Raw genomic sequence first — 17,453 nt, 5'->3', positions numbered from 1 at the left:
CACATGCAACCAGCAGTCATTGCCATCCACGGCGGCGCCGGCACCATCACCCGCGCGGCGATGGACGCCGCCCGCGAACGCGAATACATCGAAGCGCTGCAACACGTGCTGCAAGCCGGCCAGCGCGTCCTGGCCGAGGGCGGCAGCGCGCTCGATGCGGTCACCGAGGCGGTGCGCCTGCTGGAAGAATGCCCGCTGTTCAACGCCGGCAAGGGCGCCGTGCTGACCCATGCCGGCACCTATGAGCTTGATGCCGCGGTGATGGACGGTGCCACGCTGGAAGCCGGCGCCGTGGCCTGCGTCACGCGCCTGCGCAACCCGGTGCTGGCCGCGCGCGCCGTGCTGGACCACAGCGAGCACGTGCTCTTTGCCGGCGCCGGCGCCGAGGCATTCGCCGAAGCGCAGGGCCTGGAACTGGTGGCGCCGGACTATTACTTCACGCAGGCTCGCCACGATCAGTGGCAGCGCGCTCGCGGCACCGCAGGCATGGCGCTGCTGGACCACGACGCCGCCGCGCTGGCCGCGCAGGGCAAGGCCAGCGCGGCCGATCCGATCGATCCCGACAGCAAGTTCGGCACCGTCGGCGCGGTCGCATGCGACAGCCGGGGCAACCTGGCTGCTGCCACCTCCACCGGCGGCGTCACCAACAAGCGCGTGGGCCGCGTTGGCGATACGCCGGTGATCGGCGCGGGCTGCTATGCCGATGACGTCGCGGCCGTGTCGGCGACCGGCACCGGCGAAATGTTCATCCGCACCGTGGCCGCGTACGACGTGTCCGCGCAGATGCGCTACGCCGGCCTCTCGCTCGAGGATTCGGCCCGGCGCGTGGTGATGGAAAAACTGCGCGCCATCAACGGCCGCGGCGGCCTGATCGCGGTGGACCGCGCCGGCAACGTCACGCTGCCGTTCAACACCGAAGGCATGTATCGCGGTTTCGCCCGGGTGGGCGAGGCGGTGAACGTGTCGATCTACGGCTGACCTGCACCGCACCTGCAAGTCCGAGCATCAAGCAGCAATACAAGGAGTTCCAGTGGCCACTACCCCTGCGCAATCGCACGCTTCCGCATCCGGCACCGCTCTGCCGCCCGAGCGCGTCGTCTCGGTGAACGGGCTGACCGTGCGCTTTGCTACGTCCGAGCGCACCGTCGAGGCCGTGCGCAACCTGTCCTTCCATGTCGACCGCGGCGAGACGCTGGCGGTGGTGGGCGAGTCGGGCTCGGGCAAGTCGGTCACGTCGCTGGCGCTGATGCGCCTGGTCGAACATGGCGGCGGCAAGATCGTCTCTGGCAGCATGGCGCTGCGCCGGCGTGGCGGCGAGGTGCTCGACCTGGCGCGCGCGGATAACGCCACGCTGCGCAGCGTACGCGGTGCCGACGTGGCGATGATCTTCCAGGAGCCGATGACCTCGCTCAACCCGGTGTTCCCGGTGGGCGAGCAGATCGCCGAATCGATCCGGCTGCACCAGGGCAAGAGCCGCGCCGCGGCGCGCGCTGAAGCTCTGCGCATGCTGGAGCTGGTGCGCATCCCCGAGGCGCGCCGCGTGCTGGAGCGCTATCCGCACCAGCTCTCCGGCGGCATGCGCCAGCGCGTGATGATCGCCATGGCGCTGTCGTGCAAGCCGGCGCTGCTGATTGCCGACGAGCCCACCACGGCGCTGGACGTGACCATCCAGGCCGAGATCCTGCAGCTGATCCGCGGCCTGCAGGCCGAGATGCACATGGGCGTGGTCTTCATCACCCACGACATGGGCGTGGTGGCCGAGGTCGCCGACCGCGTGCTGGTGATGTACCGCGGCGAGAAGGTGGAAGAGGGCACTTCGGACGATGTGTTCCGTGCCCCCGCCCATCCGTACACGCGCGCGCTGCTGTCGGCGGTGCCGCGCCTTGGCGCCATGAGCGGCACCGACCTGCCGGCCAAGTTCCCGCTGCTGCAGCTGGACAGCGCCAACGCTGAGCCGGTCGCGCCGCAGGACACCGTTACCCCGGGCGTTGCTCCCATCCTGCGCGTGCAGGACCTGGTGACGCGCTTCGACGTGCCCGGCGGCCTGTTCGGCCGCGTTACGCGGCGCGTGCATGCGGTCGAGCAAGTCAGCTTCGACCTCTATCCCGGCGAGACGCTGGCGCTGGTGGGCGAGTCCGGCTGCGGCAAGTCCACCACGGGCCGCTCGCTGCTGCGCCTGGTGGAAAGCCAGAGCGGCACCATCGAGTTCGCCGGGCAGAACATCAGCAAGATGGAAGGGCCGGCGCTGCAGACCCTGCGCCGCAATATCCAGTTCATCTTCCAGGATCCGTTCGCCTCGCTCGATCCGCGCGTGCCGGTCGGCTATTCGATCATGGAGCCGCTGCTGGTGCACAAGGTGGCCAGCGGCAAGGAGGCCGAGCAGCGCGTGGCCTGGCTGCTCGACAAGGTGGGGCTGGACCCCTTGCACGCGGCGCGCTACCCGCACGAATTCTCCGGCGGCCAGCGCCAGCGCATCTGCATTGCGCGCGCGCTCGCGCTGAACCCCAAGGTGGTGGTGGCCGATGAATCGGTGTCCGCGCTGGACGTGTCGATCCAGGCGCAGATCGTCAACCTGATGCTGGACCTGCAGCGCGAGCTTGGCATCGCCTTCCTGTTTATCTCGCACGACATGGCGGTGGTGGAGCGCGTGAGCCATCGCGTGGCGGTGATGTACCTGGGCCAGATCGTCGAGATCGGGCCGCGCCGCGCGATCTTCGAAAACCCCCAGCACCCCTACACGAAGAAGCTGATGTCGGCGGTGCCGATTGCCGACCCGGCGCGGCGCCACCTGCGGCGCGAGCCGCTCAACGACGAGATCCCCAGCCCGATCCGCGTGGTCGGCGACGAACCGGTGGTGCAGCCGCTGGTCCAGGTCGCCGGCAGCGGGTCGCTCGGCCATTATGTCGCCCGGCATGCCGTCGGCGGCGCTTATTGAAGTCCTGGAAGTCAAGAAGTTACCAAGGAGATTCGACGATGTCTGCACGTATGGTTTCGCCCCGATGGATGGCCGGCGCCTTTGCCGCCGGCGCGCTGGGCATGCTGGCTTCGGCCCCTGTTTTCGCCGCCAAGGATGCCGTGATGGCGGTGAGTTCGACCTTCACCTCGCTGGATCCGTACGATTCGAACGACACGCTGTCGCAGGCGGTCGGGAAGAGCTTCTACCAGGGCCTGTTCGGCCTGGACAAGGACATGAAGCTGGTCAATGTGCTGGCAGACAGCTACGAGGTGAGCAAGGACGGCCTGACGTATACGATCAAGCTGAAGAAGGGCGTCAAGTTCCACGACGGCACCACCTTCGATGCCGCCGCCGTCAAGGCCAACCTGGACCGCGTCACCAACCCGGCCAACAAGCTCAAGCGCTACACGCTGTTCAACCGTGTCGCCAAGACCGACGTGGTCGATGCCAATACCGTCAAGGTCACGCTGAAGGAGCCGTTCTCGCCGTTCATCAACGTGCTGGCGCACCCGTCGGCGGTGATGATCTCGCCAGCCGCGCTGCAGAAGTACGGCAAGGACATTGCCTTCCACCCGGTGGGGACCGGCCCGTTCGAGTTCGTTGAATGGAAGCAGCCCGACCACCTGAAGGGCAAGAAGTTCGCCGGCTTCTGGAAGACCGGCTACCCGAAGATCGACACCATCACCTGGAAGCCGGTGGTGGACAACAACACGCGCGCCGCGATCATGCAGACCGGCGAGGCCGACTTCGCCTTCAGCATCCCGTTCGAGCAGGCCGCGGTGCTGAAGAACAGCCCCAAGGTGGATCTGATCGCGTCGCCGTCGATCATCCAGCGCTACCTGTCCATGAACACCATGGTCAAGCCGTTCAACGACCCCAAGGTGCGCCAGGCGATCAACTACGCCATCAACAAGGACGCGCTGGCCAAGGTCGCCTTTGCGGGCTACGCGGTGCCGGCCGAAGGCGTGGTGCCGCCGGGCGTGGACTACGCCGAGAAGCTGGGCCCGTGGCCGTATGACCCGGCCAAGGCGCGCGCGCTGCTGAAGGAAGCCGGCTACCCGAACGGCTTCGAGACCACGCTGTGGTCGGCCTACAACCACACCACCGCGCAGAAGGTGATCCAGTTCGTGCAGCAGCAGCTGCAGCAGGTCGGCATCAAGGCCTCGGTGCAGGCGCTCGAGGCCGGCCAGCGCGTGGAGAAGGTCGAGAGCGTGCCGAAGCCGGAAGATGCCGGCGTGCGCATCTACTACATCGGCTGGTCGTCGTCGACCGGTGAATCGGACTGGGCGCTGCGTCCGCTGCTGGCTTCCGAGTCGATGCCGCCCAAGCTGCTGAACACCGCGTACTACAAGAACGACCAGGTCGACGCCGATATCGCCGGCGCGCTGCGCACCACCGATCGCGGCGAAAAGGCGCGCCTGTACAAGGACGCCCAGGAACGCATCTGGAAGGATGCGCCGTGGGCCTTCCTGGTGACCGAGAAGGTGCTGTTCGCGCGGAGCAAGCGGCTGACCGGTGCCTATGTGATGCCGGACGGGTCGTTCAATTTCGACGAGATCGACATCAAGCAGTAATGGGTAGATGGTCGGGCGCCGGCAGTACCAAGGTGCCCGATCCACGCTATCCCATCCCAGAGCAGTAAGCAGTAAAGCAGTAAGCCGACAGACGGCCGCCTGCCCGCGACGCGGGGTTCGCAGGCGGGCGGCCCGCGGCCTTTCCTCTTGGTGTGTCATGCTGAATTACTTCCTAAAACGTGTGCTGGGCGTGATCCCCACGCTGCTGATCGTGGCAGTGCTGGTGTTCCTGTTCGTCCACCTGCTGCCGGGTGATCCGGCGCGGCTGGCGGCGGGCCCGGAGGCCGACTCGGCCACGGTCGAACTGGTGCGCAAGGACCTTGGGCTGGACCGGCCCATGCACGAGCAGTTCGTCAATTTCTTCTCCAACGCGGTCCGCGGCGAGTTCGGCCATTCGCTGCGTACCAAGCGCCCGGTAAGCGAGGAGATCGGCGACCGCTTCATGCCCACGCTGCTGCTGACGGTGACGTCGATGGCCTGGGCGGTGGTGTTCGGCATGGTGATCGGGATCGGCTCGGCCGTGTGGCGCAACCGCTGGCCGGACCGCTTCGGCATGACGCTGGCGGTGTCGGGGATTTCGTTTCCCGCCTTCGCGCTGGGCATGCTGCTGATGGAGGTGTTCTCGGTGCAACTGGGCTGGCTGCCATCGATCGGCGCCGACAGCTGGAAGCACTACGTGTTGCCGTCCATCACGCTGGGCGCGGCGGTGGCCGCGGTGATGGCGCGCTTTACCCGGGCCTCGTTCGTCGAGGTCTTGCAGGAAGACTTTATCCGCACCGCCCGTGCCAAGGGCGTGCGCGAGACGCTGGTGGTGACCAAGCACGGCCTGCGCAACGCTATGATCCCGGTGGTGACGATGATGGGCCTGCAGTTCGGCTTCCTGCTGGGCGGCTCGATCGTGGTCGAGAAGGTGTTCAACTGGCCGGGCCTGGGGCGCCTGCTGGTCGATGCCGTCGAGATGCGCGACTACCCGGTGATCCAGGCCGAGGTGCTGCTGTTCTCGCTCGAATTCATCCTGATCAACCTGGTGGTGGACATGCTCTACACCGTGATCAACCCAACCATCCGCTACAAGTGAGGCCGGCATGACTGAGCTTTCCACGCCCGCCGCAAGTGAAGCGGCACCCGCCACTGCCCCCGTGCCGGAGGCCGTGCGCACGCCCTGGACCGAGTTCTGGCGCAAATTCCGCAAGCAGCACCTGGCGCTGGGCGCCGGTGCCTTCGTGCTGGTGCTGGTGGTGATTGCCATCGTGGCGCCGCATATCGTGCCGTACGACCCGGAGAACTTCTTCGACTACGACGCGCTCAACGCCGGCCCGTCGGCCGCGCACTGGATGGGAGTCGATTCGCTCGGACGCGATATCTTCAGCCGCATCCTGGCCGGCGCGCGCATCTCGCTGGCGGCGGGCTTCCTGTCGGTGATCATCGGCGCGCTGATCGGCACCGTGCTGGGCCTGCTGGCGGGCTACTACGAAGGCTGGTGGGACCGCATCGTGATGCGCATTTCCGACGTGCTCTTCGCCTTCCCGGGCATCCTGCTGGCGATCGGCATCGTCGCGATCCTCGGCAACGGCATGACCAACGTGATCTTCGCCGTGGCCATCTTCAGCATCCCGGCGTTCGCGCGGCTGGTGCGCGGCAATACGCTGATGCTCAAGCGGCTGACCTACATCGAGGCTGCGCGCAGCATCGGCGCGTCGGACTGGACCATCCTGATGCGGCATATCCTGCCGGGCACGGTGTCGTCGATCGTGGTGTATTTCTCGATGCGCATCGGCACCTCGATCATCACCGCGGCCAGCCTGTCGTTCCTGGGGCTGGGCGCGCAGCCGCCCACGCCCGAATGGGGAGCGATGCTCAACGAAGCCCGCGCCGACATGGTGACCGCGCCGCACGTGGCAATCTTCCCGAGCCTGGCGATCTTCCTGACCGTGCTGGCCTTCAACCTGCTGGGCGACGGCCTGCGCGACGCGCTTGACCCCAAGATCGACCGCCGTTGAACCTGAGTCGCTGAACATGACCGCATCGACAACGGGCGTGCCGCATGTCGGCAGCCTGCCGGCAGGTCCGCTGGACAGCATTGACGATGTGGCCGGCGTGACCGTCGGCCACTGCACGCTGGCGGACGGCGCCGTGCAGACCGGTGTCACCGTGATCCGTCCGCATGGCGGCGATCCCTACCGCGACAAGGTGCCCGCAGCGGCTACCGTGCTCAACGGCTTTGGCAAGAGTATCGGGCTGGTGCAGGTGGACGAACTGGGCGTGCTGGAAACGCCGCTGGCGCTGACCAATACCTTTTCGGTCGGCGCGGTGGCGCAGGCGCAGATCCGCGCGGCGGTGGCGGCCAACCCGGAGATCGGCCGCGTGCTGCCGACAGTCAATCCGCTGGTGTTCGAGTGCAATGACGGTTACCTGAACGATATCCAGTGCATGGCGGTGGCGGGCAGCCACTATGAGGCGGCCCTGGCCGGTGCCGGTGAGGACGTTGCGCAGGGCGCGGTTGGCGCCGGGCGCGGCATGTCGGCGTTCGGCGTCAAGGGCGGTATCGGCACCGCTTCACGCCTGGCCGGTGGCTATTGCGTGGGCGCGCTGGTGCTGGCCAATTTCGGCACGCCGGAATCGTTGACCGTGGCCGGCCGGCTGGCCGGTCCGGAACTGGTGCAGCGCCTGGCGCAGCCCGACACCGCGGCGCAACCGGAAAAAGGATCGATCATCATGATCCTCGCCACCGATGCCCCGCTGGACGCGCGCCAGTTGCGCCGGCTGTCGCTGCGCGCCGGCGCCGGGCTGGCGCGTACCGGCTCGGTGTTCGGGCATGGCTCAGGCGATATCGCACTCGCGTTTTCGACCGCGTATACCGTGCCCCATGACGCCGCGCGGCCGATGCCGGCCGTCGCCATGCTGCATGAAACCCTTCTCGACCCGCTGTTCCGCGCCGCGGCCGACAGCGTCGAGCAAGCCATCCTGCATGCCCTGTGGCATGCCGCACCGGTGCAGGGCCGCGACGGCCACGGCCGGCGCGCACTGCTGGACGTGATGCCCGAACTGGGCCGAACCGCCTGATGAAAATCCTAGTTTCCACTGATATCGAAGGCGTGGCTGGCGTCTTCCACGCCGAGCAGACGCGCCCCGGCAACGGCGAATACGAACGCGCCCGGGCCTGGATGACCGGCGAAGCCAATGCCGCGGTCGAAGGCGCCTTTGCCGGCGGGGCCACCGAGGTGCTGGTCAACGATTCGCACGGCGGCTTCCGCAACCTGCTGCCGGACCAGCTCGATCCGCGCGCGCGGGTGGTGCTGGGCAAGCCGCGCTACCTTGGCATGATGGCCGGCGTCGAGGCCGGTGTCGACGGCGTGCTGATGATCGGCTACCACGGCCGCGCCCAGAGCCGCGGCGTGCTGGCGCACACCATCAACAGCGGCGCCTTTGCGCGGGTCTGGCTCAACGGCAAGGAACTGGGCGAGGCGGGCCTCTACGCCGCGCTGGCCGGCGAGTTCGGCGTGCCGGTGCTGATGGCCAGCGGCGACGATGTCTTTGTGCAAGAAACCCATGCGCTGATGCCGTGGGTGCGCTACGTCGAGACCAAGTCCGCAGGCGGTTTCGGCAGCGGCACCTCGCTGTCGCCGGCGGCGGCGCGCGAGGCCATTGCCGCGGCGGCGGCAAGCGCGGTGCGCGAGCGCGCGCAGGCGCAATGCCTGCGCATCGCCGCACCGGTAACTTGCACCCTGCAGACCCTGACGCCCGCGCATGCAGACCTGTTCTGCCAGTGGCCGACGCTGGAGCGCCGCGACGGGGTGACGCTGTCCTTCCAGGCCGATTCGGTCCAGGCGGCGGTGCGCATGCTGAACTGCCTGTCGGCGATGTCGTTCATGCTGAAGTAGGGCAGGGCAGATTCGCCGGGGCGATCGCGCAGATCGGCGACAATGGCGGGTCTAGCAAACCAGGCATGACCCGCATCGCATGACCCAGGCACACGACGGGGGCTGGATCCCCGTACGCAAGGACTTCGTCGACCCCGCCACGCGCTGCCGTGCGCGGGGCGCGAGCCGCCGCCACCATGGCTTTCCGGCCGGGCAGGCTTATATCCTGCGCGACGGCGCAGGGCATGAATATCCCTTTGGCGACGACTGCGCGCGTGCCGCGGTGCCGCATCCGGGCCTGCTGCGGCAGGTGCCGGACTACACCGAGCGCGATGTGGTGCCGCGCACGGCCTTGCCCGAGGTGGCGCCCCCGTCCCGCCGCCGTGACCCCGCCCAGGCGCAGGCCGCCGAGCGCGCCGCCGCGATCCGCTACCTGGTGCTGCGCATGGAGAAGGTGGCCGCGGTGCCGCGCGTGCAGCCGACAGTGCGCTTCCCGGCGCTCGAGGGCGTCTACGAGCAGTACCAGCGCACCGGCGACATCGGCATGGCGCAGGTGCGCCGCATCCTGGCGATCGAGCGCAGCCCGTCCACGCCGCCGCGGCTGCGCGCCACCAACCTGCTGGACGTCTATACGGCGCATATCAAGCTGGAATGGCTGATCGCGGGGTCCAACAGCGTCGACAACATCCGCTTCCTGCGCAGCCTGCACGACTGGCTGGCCCGTCACCTGGTGCTGACCACCGGCCAGCTGGCCGCGGCCGGGATCGAGATGCATCCGCAGGCGTTCACCGCGCCTGGCATCTGGGGTCCGGGGACGGAGCCCGCGCCGGCATCGCCCGGGTATGCATCCGGATCGCTGTTCTAGCGGCGGGTGGCAAGACCTGCGGATTTGGCGTCTAATGCCTGCATCGCATCCGCCGGTCACGCCATGAGCTATTTTTCTCGCAGCTACGCCGAAGCCCGCCAGAAGTTCCTTGACGCCGCGCGCGCGGCCGGGGCCGCGCTGGCGCAGTTCCCGCATCCCACCAAGCGCGGCAGTGCCGGCGAGGACCTCGCGATCGACGTGGCGCTGGCCGGCCCGGCCGACGCCAGCCGCTGCCTGATGGTGACCTCGGGCACGCATGGCGCCGAAGGCTTTGCCGGCTCCGGCGCACAGGTGACGATGCTGCACGACGCCGCGCTGCTTGCCGATTGCGCCGCCGCCGACACCAGCCTGCTGCTGGTGCATGCGATCAATCCCTACGGTTTTTCCCACCTGCGCCGGGTCAACGAGGACAACGTCGACCTGAATCGCAATTTTATGGACTTCACGCAGCCGCTGCCGCACAACGAAGCCTACGCCGAGATCGCGCCGCTGCTGGTGCCAGCGCAATGGCCGCCGTCCGACACCGACCAGGCGCAGCTGATGAAGGCCGTGGCCGAGCGCGGCATGCCGTGGTACCAGGCCGCGGTCAGCCGCGGCCAGTACCAGGATCCGGGCGGCATGTTCTACGGCGGAGACAAGGCCACCTGGAGCAACTACACGCTGTGCCGCATCCTGGCGCGCTTCGGCGCCGGGCGCGAGGCACTGCGCTGGATCGACGTCCATACCGGGCTGGGCCCCTGGGGCTATGGCGAGCCCATCCACATGGGCCCGGACACGCCGCAATCGCTCACGCGCACGCGCGCGATCTGGGGCGAGCGGGTGACCTCGATCTACGATGGCTCGTCGACCTCGGCCAACCTCACCGGGCTGGCCTGGCACGCGGTGCTGCAGACCCTGCCCACGACGGACTATGCCGGCATCGCGCTTGAGTTCGGCACGCTGCCGGTGGGCGAGGTGCTGGAGGCGCTGCGCGGCGACCACTGGCTGCACCAGCACCCGGAAGCCGACGAAAACCAGCGCGCGCTGGTCCGCCAGGCGATGTGGCGTGCCTTCTATGGCGATGCCGACGACTGGCGCGAGGGCGTGGTGGCGCAGGTGACCGACGCAGTGCGGGACACCATTGCTTCCGTCTAGCCGGCAACGGCATCTGGCAGCAAGCGCCTTCTGGTAATGTCTCGATGTTGGCGGTAGAGTGCTGAGCCAGGCACTGCCGCCATGCCTTGGCCGGCACGTGCCGCAGCCGGGCCGCAGTCAGAAAATAACCAAGAACAAGACGGAAGAGGTCGGGGCGGGCCGGGGCGCATGATCCTGCGCGTCGCCGTGGCCTGGCGCACGGCGTCGCTTCCGGCATCAGCTCGGCAGGGAGGCCGGTGCGATGACCCTCTATGAACTGAAGCCCAGGTTCCAGGCCTGGTTGCGCCCCATGGTGCAAGACCTGGCGCAGCGCGGCGTGACTGCTAACCAGGTAACGCTGGCCGCCGCGGCCGGCTCCCTGGCGGTGGGCGTGCTGGCCACGCTGGGCATGCTGGTGGCCGAGTCCCCGGCGCTGTTCCTGCTGTTTCCCCTGTGGTTGTTCCTGCGCATGGCGCTCAACGCCGTCGACGGCATGCTTGCGCGCGAGCACGGCCAGCAGAGCGTATTGGGTGCCTACCTGAACGAGCTTGGCGACATTGCCTCGGACCTGGCGCTGATCCTGCCGCTGGCCGCGCTGCCGGGCTTCAGCCTGGGCCAGGTCGGCACCTTCGCGCTGCTGGCGGTGATCGTCGAGGCCGCCGGGCTGATCGGCCCGCTGGCCGGGGCCAGCCGGCGCTACGACGGCCCGCTGGGCAAGAGCGATCGCGCCTTCGCGGTCGGCGCGATCGCGCTGTGGGCCGGTGTTGGCCTGGGCTTTGGCGCGGCCGCCAGCTGGCTGTGGCTGGTACTGTCGCTGCTGTCGTTGTTCACGATTGCCAACCGGGTGCGCCGCGGTGTCGCCGAGGCCCAGTCCCGCACTGTGGAGTAGCGAGATGGACCGAGCGTCGCCCCGCCAGCCGCAAGAGCGGCAATTCGAGACCCACGACCGCCAGACGCTGTTCTATCGGCACTGGCCGGCCGTGGAGGGCCCGGCGCGCGGCGCCGTTGTGCTGTTCCATCGCGGCCATGAGCATTCCGGCCGGGTCGCCCACCTGGCCGACGAACTGAACCTGCCCGGCTACGAGATCTTTGCCTGGGATGCGCGCGGACACGGCCGTTCGCCCGGCGAGCGCGGCTACAGCCCCAGCCTGGCGGACTCGGTGCGCGATATCCAGACCTTCACCACCCATATCGCCGAGGTCCACGGCATCCCGCTGGAACGCACCGCGGTGATCGCGCAGAGCGTGGGCGCGGTGCTGGCCTCCACCTGGGTGCACGACTACGCGCCGCCGATCCGCGCGCTGGTGCTGGCCTCGCCGGCGTTCAAGGTCAAGCTCTACGTGCCCTTTGCGCGGCCGGGGCTGAAGCTGATGCAGCGCCTGCGCGGCAAGTTCTTCGTCAACAGCTACGTCAAGGCCAAATTCCTCACGCACGATCCCGAGCGGATCGCCAGCTACGACAGCGATCCGCTGATCACGCGCCCGATCGCGGTCAATATCCTGCTGGACCTGTACGAGACCGCGGAGCGCATCGTCGCCGATGCCGCGGCAATCACGGTGCCGACGCAGCTGCTGATCTCCGGCGCTGACTGGGTCGTGCATCGCGGGCCGCAGGACCGCTTCTATGAGCGCCTGGGTTCGCGCACCAAGGAGCGCATCGTGTTGGACGGCTTCTATCACGACACGCTCGGCGAGCGCGACCGCAAGCTGGCGGTCGATGCCGCGCGCCGCTTTATCCTGCGCGAATTCGACACGCCGTCGGCACCGCGCTCCTTGCTCGATGCCGACCAGATCGGCCCGTTCCGCGAGGAATCCGACCGCCTGGCGTCGGCGCCGGCCGGGCTGGCCGCCTGGTACTGGCGCGCGGCGCGGGCCAACCTGAAGCTGGGCGGGATGCTGTCGGACGGGGTGCGGCTGGGCCATGAGACCGGCTTCGACTCGGGCTCGACGCTCGACTATGTTTACCGCAACGCCCCCTCGGGCCGCGGCAAGCTGGGCCGGCTGGCCGACCAGCAGTACCTGAACGCGATAGGCTGGCGCGGCATCCGCCAGCGCAAGGTCCACGCCGAGGCCCTGATCGCCGACGCCGTGCGGCGGCTGCGGGCGGGCGGCATGCCGGTGCGGATCGTCGACATCGCCGCCGGGCACGGGCGCTATGTGCTTGAGGCCCTGGGCGCGCTGGATGGCGGCGGGGCCGCGGTCGAGTCGATCCTGTTGCGCGACTACAGCCCGCTGAACGTCGAGCAGGGCCGCGCCCTGATCGCCGCCAAGGGCCTGGCGGACGTGGCCCGCTTCGAGCAGGGCGATGCCTTCGACGGCGACAGCCTGGCGGCGCTGGCACCGGCGCCGACACTGGCGGTGGTTTCCGGCCTGTACGAACTGTTCCCCGACAACGCGATGGTGCGGCGCTCGCTCGATGGCCTGGCGCGCGCGGTGCCGCCCGGCGGCTACCTGGTCTACACCGGCCAGCCCTGGCATCCGCAGCTGGAATTCATCGCGCGCGCGCTCACCAGCCACCGCGCCGGCGCCGCCTGGGTGATGCGCCGCCGCTCGCAGGCCGAGATGGACGAACTGGTGCGGGCCGCGGGCTTCGACAAGGTGACCCAGCGCATCGACCCGTGGGGCATCTTCACCGTCAGCCTGGCGCGCAGGCGCGGCGCATGAGCACGGTGCCGACGGAGGCTGGCGCCGGGGCGCGTCCGGAGCGGCCGGCGGGGCAGCGGCCCTGGGGACTGGCCTGCCTGTTGCTGGCGCTGGCCGGCGCGTTCTTTTTCTCCAGCTACGGCTTTGCCAACTGGCTGGCGAGCCAGCGTGCCAACGTGCCGGCGGTCTATTTCGAATGGGAGCGGGGGATCCCGTTCCTGCCGTGGACCATCGTGCCGTACTGGTCGATCGATTTGCTGTACGGCATCTCCTTCTTCCTGTGGCGCACGCGCGCGGCGCTGCTCACGCACGTCAAGCGGCTGGTGCTGGCGCAGCTGGTGTCGGTGGCATGCTTTATCGCCTTCCCGCTGCGCTTCAGCTTTGCCCGGCCCGAGGCCGACGGCCTGCCGGGCCAGCTGTTCACGCTGCTGGGCGGTTTCGACCTGCCGTTCAACCAGGCGCCGTCGCTGCATATCAGCCTGCTGGTGATCCTGTGGGTCGCTTTTGCGGCCCACCTGCGCGGCGGCTGGCGCTGGCTGCTGCACGGCTGGTTTGCGCTGATCGGGGTCTCGGTGCTGACCACCTGGCAGCACCACCTGATCGATGTGCCCGCCGGCGCGCTGGTGGGCTGGCTGTGCGTTTACCTGTTCCCGATGCAACTGCCCGCGGCCGCGGCCGGCGCGCCGGATGCGCGCACGCGCCAGCTGTCACGCCGCTACACCGTGTGCGCGCTGGTGGCGTTGCTGTGCGCGGTGCTGGCGGTGGGCGCGTCGGTGACGCTGGCGTTCCTGCTGCTGTGGGCCGCGCTGGCGCTGGCCTGCGTCGCCAGGATCTACGCGCTGGCCGCGCCGGCGTGGTTCCAGAAGGTCCGTGACGGGTCGATGGCGCCGGGCGCGCGCTGGGTGCTGGCGCCTTACCTGCTGGGCGCCTTCCTCAATTCGCGCTGGTGGACGCGGCGCGCGCCGCAGCCCAGTGCCATCGCTGACGGCATCTGGGTTGGCCGCTTCCCGACCCGCGCCGAACTGCGCGCGATCGGGGCGGATGCCGTGCTCGACCTGACGGCTGAACTGCCGCGCGCAGCCACCGGCCCGGCGCTTGCGTATTGTTGCGTGCCGGTGCTGGACCTGACCGTGCCGACGCCGGAGCAGTTGGACCAGGCCGTGGCTCAACTCGACGCCTGGCACCGGCAGGGCCGCCGCGTGCTGGTCAGCTGCGCGCTCGGCTATTCGCGCAGCGCGCTGGTCGCCGCCGCATGGCTGGCGCGCCGGCAGGGACTGCGCGACGCCGGCGCTGCGCTGGCGGCGTTGCGCCAGCATCGGCCGGCGGTGGTGCTCGGGCGCGAACATGCCGAGGCGCTGCAACGCTGCCTGGACCGTCCCGCCATGCCGGAGCCCGACGATGGACGCTGAGTTCACGCAACGCACGGATGCCTGGATCGCGCACGCCGTCACCGGCGCGCTGTCGGGCGCGGTGTGGATCGGCGGGGCCGGGCTGGCTTTCGCCGTCGCCACGGCATGGCTGGGGGTGGCCACGCCGGTCCCGCGCGCGCTGGCGGCCGCGTCGTTGCTGCTGGCGCTGCCCCAGCTCTGGCTGCTGCTGCGCGTTGCCATCGACCGCCGGCTGTTCGATGCGCTTGCGACCGCGCAGCAAGGCCAGCCCGACCTGGCCGGATTGGATGGCGCGCTGCTCGAACTGGGCTGGATGCCAGCGCAACGCGCCGGCCGCCCGTTGCCGGACCGCGCCCGCGGCGCGCTGCGGCTGGTGCGCGCGAGCGCCGCGCTGACGGTGTGCCAGCTGGCGCTGGCCTTGCTGACCCTGATCCTGAGGTAACCAACCATGTGGCTTGCCCGCGCGACCGCGCGCGCCATCATCGTCTTCGCCCGGCTGCTGACCGGCATGCGCGCCAACTGGCAGGGCTGCATCCCCGCCGCGGTGCTGCGCGTCTACTTTGCCAACCACAGCAGCCACGGCGACTTCGTGCTGATCTGGGGCTGCCTGCCACCCGACCTGCGCACGGTCACGCGCCCGGTGGCCGGTGCCGATTACTGGGAGCGATCGCCGCTGCGGCGCTTTATCGGCCGCGATGTATTCCACGCGCTGCTGATCGACCGCACCCGCAGCGACCCGCGAAATGACCCGGGAAGCGACCCGGTGGCGCTGATGCACGGCGCGCTGGCATCCGGCGACTCGCTGATCCTGTTTCCCGAAGGCACGCGCAATACCACCGACGCGCGCCTGCTGCCGTTCAAGAGCGGCATCTACCATCTGGCGCGGGCCAGCCCCGGGGTGGAGTTCGTGCCGGTGTGGATCGACAACCTCAACCGCGTGATGCCCAAGGGCGAAGTCGTGCCAGTGCCGCTGCTGTGCACCGTGACCTTCGGCCAGCCGGTGCTGCTGGCCGCCGAGGACAGCAAGGAAGCCTTCCTTGCGCGCTGCCGCGACGGCCTGCTCGCGCTTGCCCCGGAGCTGGAATGACCGCCATGCCCACTTTGCACTGGAGCCCCGAGACCTGGCTGCTGTTCGGCGGCCTGTTCGGCGTGCTGCTGCTGGCCTCCACGGTGACCGCGCTGCTGCGCTGGCGGGTGGCGGGCGGCGGCCAGCACGCGGTGATCGACAACCTGGCGCAGCGCGTCTGGGCCTGGTGGTGGATGATCGGCATCATGGGCGCGGCCTTTGCGCTGGGGCGCACCGCGGTGATCGTGCTGTTCTACCTGCTGTCGTTCTTCGCGCTGCGCGAGTTCGTCACCATCATCACCACGCGGCGCGGCGACCATCACGCCATCGTCGCCGCCTTCTTCGTGTTCCTGCCGCTGCAGTACGTGCTGGTCTATATCGGCTGGTACGGCATGTTCTCGATCCTGATCCCGGTCTATGCCTTCCTGATCCTGCCGATCCTTGCGGCGCTGTCGTCCGAGACCACGCGCTTCCTGGAGCGCTGCGCCGGGGTGCAGTGGGCGGTGATGGTGTGCGTGTTCTGCATCTCGCACGTGCCGGCGCTTCTGACGCTGCCGATCCCGGGCTTCGAAGGCCGCAACCTGCTGCTGATCGCCTTCCTGGTGATCGTGGTGCAGGGCAGCGACGTGCTGCAGTATGTGTGGGGCAAGCTGTGCGGCAAGCACAAGATCGCGCCGCTGCTGTCGCCATCCAAGACCGTCGAGGGGTTTGTCGGCGGCGTGGCCAGTGCCACCGCGCTGGGCGCGGCGCTGTGGTGGATCACGCCGTTCTCGCCGTGGCAGGCAGGCGCGATTGCGCTGGTGATTGCGCTGATGGGCTTCCTGGGCGGGCTGGTGATGTCGGCGATCAAGCGCGACCGCGGCATCAAGGACTGGGGCCATATGATCCAGGGCCACGGCGGCATGCTGGACCGGCTGGACTCGGTGGTGTTCGCCGCGCCGGTGTTCTTCCATATCACCCGCTACTGGTGGGTGCCCTGAGCACCCCGGCCCTTACAGCTCCATTTCCTCGCACCACGTCACCACCGCATCGCGGAAGTCCTGGCAGATCGGCGACAGGTAGCCATCGGCGCGCCACAGCACGGCCAGCTCATGCTGCCACGACATGCCCGGCGCCTCGATCGCGGCCAGCCCCTGGCCCTCGGCCTGGCGCAGCATGCGCGGCGGCATGATGCCGAGCAGATCCGAGTGCCGCAGCAGCTCGCCGAAGGCCACCGGCGACGCCGTGCTTTCCACTGCCACGCGCGGCGGCGGCAGCCCGACCGAGGTAAACCGTTCCTCCAGCCACTGGCGCAGGTAGAGCGAACTGGCCGGCACCACCCAGCGCTCGCCGCTCAGGTCGGCCAGCGTGCGGAAGGCCTCGCGGCGCGGATGGCCGGTGCGGGACACGATCTGCATGGTCAGCGGACCGAGCGGCAGCCAGGCAATGTCCGGCGGCAGGCTGGTCGGGCGCGCGCCCAGGATCAGGTCGGCCTCGCCGTTCTGCAGCATCGCCATCAGGCGCGCGCTCAGGTGGGTCTCGATCGAAAACGTGGCCAGCGGCCGGCTCAGGAAGAAGCGGGCCAGCAGCGGCGACAGCAGCGACGGCAGCAGGTAGGGGATGGCGCCCAGGCGCACCGTGCCCGCGCGCGCCGCGCGCTGCTCGGCCAGTTCATTGCGCATGTCGCCCGCGGCCAGCGAGATCCGGCGCGCATGGGCGACCAGGGTGCGGCCCACGCTGGTCGGCACCAGCCCGCGCGGGGTGCGCTCGAACAAGGGCATGCCCGCTTCGCCTTCCAGCCGCGCCAGCGTCTTGGACAGGCCGGACTGGGTCATGCCGAGGGTGTCGGCGGCGCGGTGCAGGTTGCCTTGCTCGATGACAACCAGGAAAGCTTCAAGATCCTCGAATCGCATGGGGCGTGACGGCGCTGCAATGGCGCGGGGACGGTGCGAGCCATTGTAGCGCCGCCCATTGCCTTCGCCGTGTCAGCGGGGGAGGGGTAGGGCAATG

16 protein-coding genes are annotated in these 17,453 nt (G+C 69.2%); 15 read left to right on the top strand and 1 reads right to left on the bottom strand.

Annotated features, from left to right (window positions below):
• Positions 1–3: 3 nt before the first annotated feature.
• The 15 genes from CNE_RS09890 to CNE_RS09820 all read left to right on the top strand — a co-directional run bounded on the left by CNE_RS09890 (position 4) and on the right by CNE_RS09820 (position 16,444).
• Positions 4–978 carry an isoaspartyl peptidase/L-asparaginase family protein gene (locus CNE_RS09890; RefSeq protein WP_013957000.1) on the top strand — a complete coding sequence of 325 codons (975 nt, stop codon included), beginning with the start codon at positions 4–6 and terminating at the stop codon, positions 976–978.
• A gap of 52 nt (positions 979–1,030) precedes the next feature.
• On the top strand, positions 1,031–2,935 hold the full coding sequence (locus tag CNE_RS09885) for a dipeptide ABC transporter ATP-binding protein (protein WP_013956999.1): 1,905 nt from the start codon (positions 1,031–1,033) through the stop codon (positions 2,933–2,935).
• 38 nt (positions 2,936–2,973) lie between these two features.
• Complete coding sequence (gene gsiB, locus CNE_RS09880) at positions 2,974–4,530, top strand: glutathione ABC transporter substrate-binding protein GsiB (RefSeq protein ID WP_013956998.1); 1,557 nt, start codon at positions 2,974–2,976, stop codon at positions 4,528–4,530.
• Between the two features lie 157 nt (positions 4,531–4,687).
• Complete coding sequence (gene gsiC / locus CNE_RS09875) at positions 4,688–5,608, top strand: glutathione ABC transporter permease GsiC (protein ID WP_013956997.1); 921 nt, start codon at positions 4,688–4,690, stop codon at positions 5,606–5,608.
• Between the two features lie 7 nt (positions 5,609–5,615).
• The gene (gene gsiD, locus CNE_RS09870) at positions 5,616–6,530 is read left to right on the top strand and encodes a glutathione ABC transporter permease GsiD (RefSeq protein ID WP_013956996.1); all 915 of its coding nucleotides are present in this window, start codon (positions 5,616–5,618) and stop codon (positions 6,528–6,530) included.
• 16 nt (positions 6,531–6,546) lie between these two features.
• A complete protein-coding gene (locus CNE_RS09865) occupies positions 6,547–7,593 on the top strand; it encodes a DmpA family aminopeptidase (RefSeq protein ID WP_013956995.1) in 1,047 nt (348 codons plus the stop codon).
• On the top strand, positions 7,593–8,411 hold the full coding sequence (locus tag CNE_RS09860; protein ID WP_013956994.1) for a M55 family metallopeptidase: 819 nt from the start codon (positions 7,593–7,595) through the stop codon (positions 8,409–8,411). The genes CNE_RS09865 and CNE_RS09860 overlap by 1 nt, the downstream gene beginning before the upstream one ends.
• 79 nt (positions 8,412–8,490) lie before the next feature.
• Positions 8,491–9,255, top strand: coding sequence for a hypothetical protein (locus CNE_RS09855; RefSeq protein WP_013956993.1), 765 nt, complete (start codon positions 8,491–8,493; stop codon positions 9,253–9,255).
• 63 nt (positions 9,256–9,318) lie between these two features.
• Positions 9,319–10,389, top strand: coding sequence for a M14 family metallopeptidase (locus CNE_RS09850; protein ID WP_013956992.1), 1,071 nt, complete (start codon positions 9,319–9,321; stop codon positions 10,387–10,389).
• 241 nt (positions 10,390–10,630) lie between these two features.
• Positions 10,631–11,257, top strand: coding sequence for a CDP-alcohol phosphatidyltransferase family protein (locus CNE_RS09845; protein WP_013956991.1), 627 nt, complete (start codon positions 10,631–10,633; stop codon positions 11,255–11,257).
• A 4-nt stretch (positions 11,258–11,261) separates the two neighbouring features.
• A complete protein-coding gene (locus CNE_RS09840; protein ID WP_013956990.1) occupies positions 11,262–13,031 on the top strand; it encodes a bifunctional alpha/beta hydrolase/class I SAM-dependent methyltransferase in 1,770 nt (589 codons plus the stop codon).
• Positions 13,028–14,419, top strand: a complete 1,392-nt coding sequence (locus CNE_RS09835; protein ID WP_013956989.1) for a phosphatase PAP2/dual specificity phosphatase family protein — start codon at positions 13,028–13,030, stop codon at positions 14,417–14,419. The genes CNE_RS09840 and CNE_RS09835 overlap by 4 nt, the downstream gene beginning before the upstream one ends.
• A complete protein-coding gene (locus CNE_RS09830; protein WP_013956988.1) occupies positions 14,409–14,840 on the top strand; it encodes a hypothetical protein in 432 nt (143 codons plus the stop codon). Before CNE_RS09835 ends, CNE_RS09830 begins: the two co-directional genes overlap by 11 nt.
• A gap of 6 nt (positions 14,841–14,846) precedes the next feature.
• On the top strand, positions 14,847–15,485 hold the full coding sequence (locus CNE_RS09825; RefSeq protein ID WP_013956987.1) for a lysophospholipid acyltransferase family protein: 639 nt from the start codon (positions 14,847–14,849) through the stop codon (positions 15,483–15,485).
• Entirely contained in the window at positions 15,482–16,444 is a 963-nt protein-coding gene (locus CNE_RS09820; RefSeq protein WP_013956986.1) for a phosphatidate cytidylyltransferase, read from the top strand. The genes CNE_RS09825 and CNE_RS09820 overlap by 4 nt, the downstream gene beginning before the upstream one ends.
• Before the next feature lie 12 nt (positions 16,445–16,456).
• On the opposite strand, the gene CNE_RS09815 is transcribed toward CNE_RS09820, so the two are convergent.
• Positions 16,457–17,356 (bottom strand): LysR family transcriptional regulator, encoded by a 900-nt coding sequence (locus CNE_RS09815; protein ID WP_013956985.1) that lies wholly within the window; start codon positions 17,354–17,356, stop codon positions 16,457–16,459.
• Positions 17,357–17,453: the final 97 nt, after the last annotated feature.

Origin of the sequence: Cupriavidus necator N-1, assembly GCF_000219215.1 — a bacterium.
GTDB lineage: Bacteria > Pseudomonadota > Gammaproteobacteria > Burkholderiales > Burkholderiaceae > Cupriavidus > Cupriavidus necator.
The sequence above is the reverse complement of the archived record's forward strand: the minus strand, read 5'-3'. Positions and strand labels throughout refer to the sequence as shown.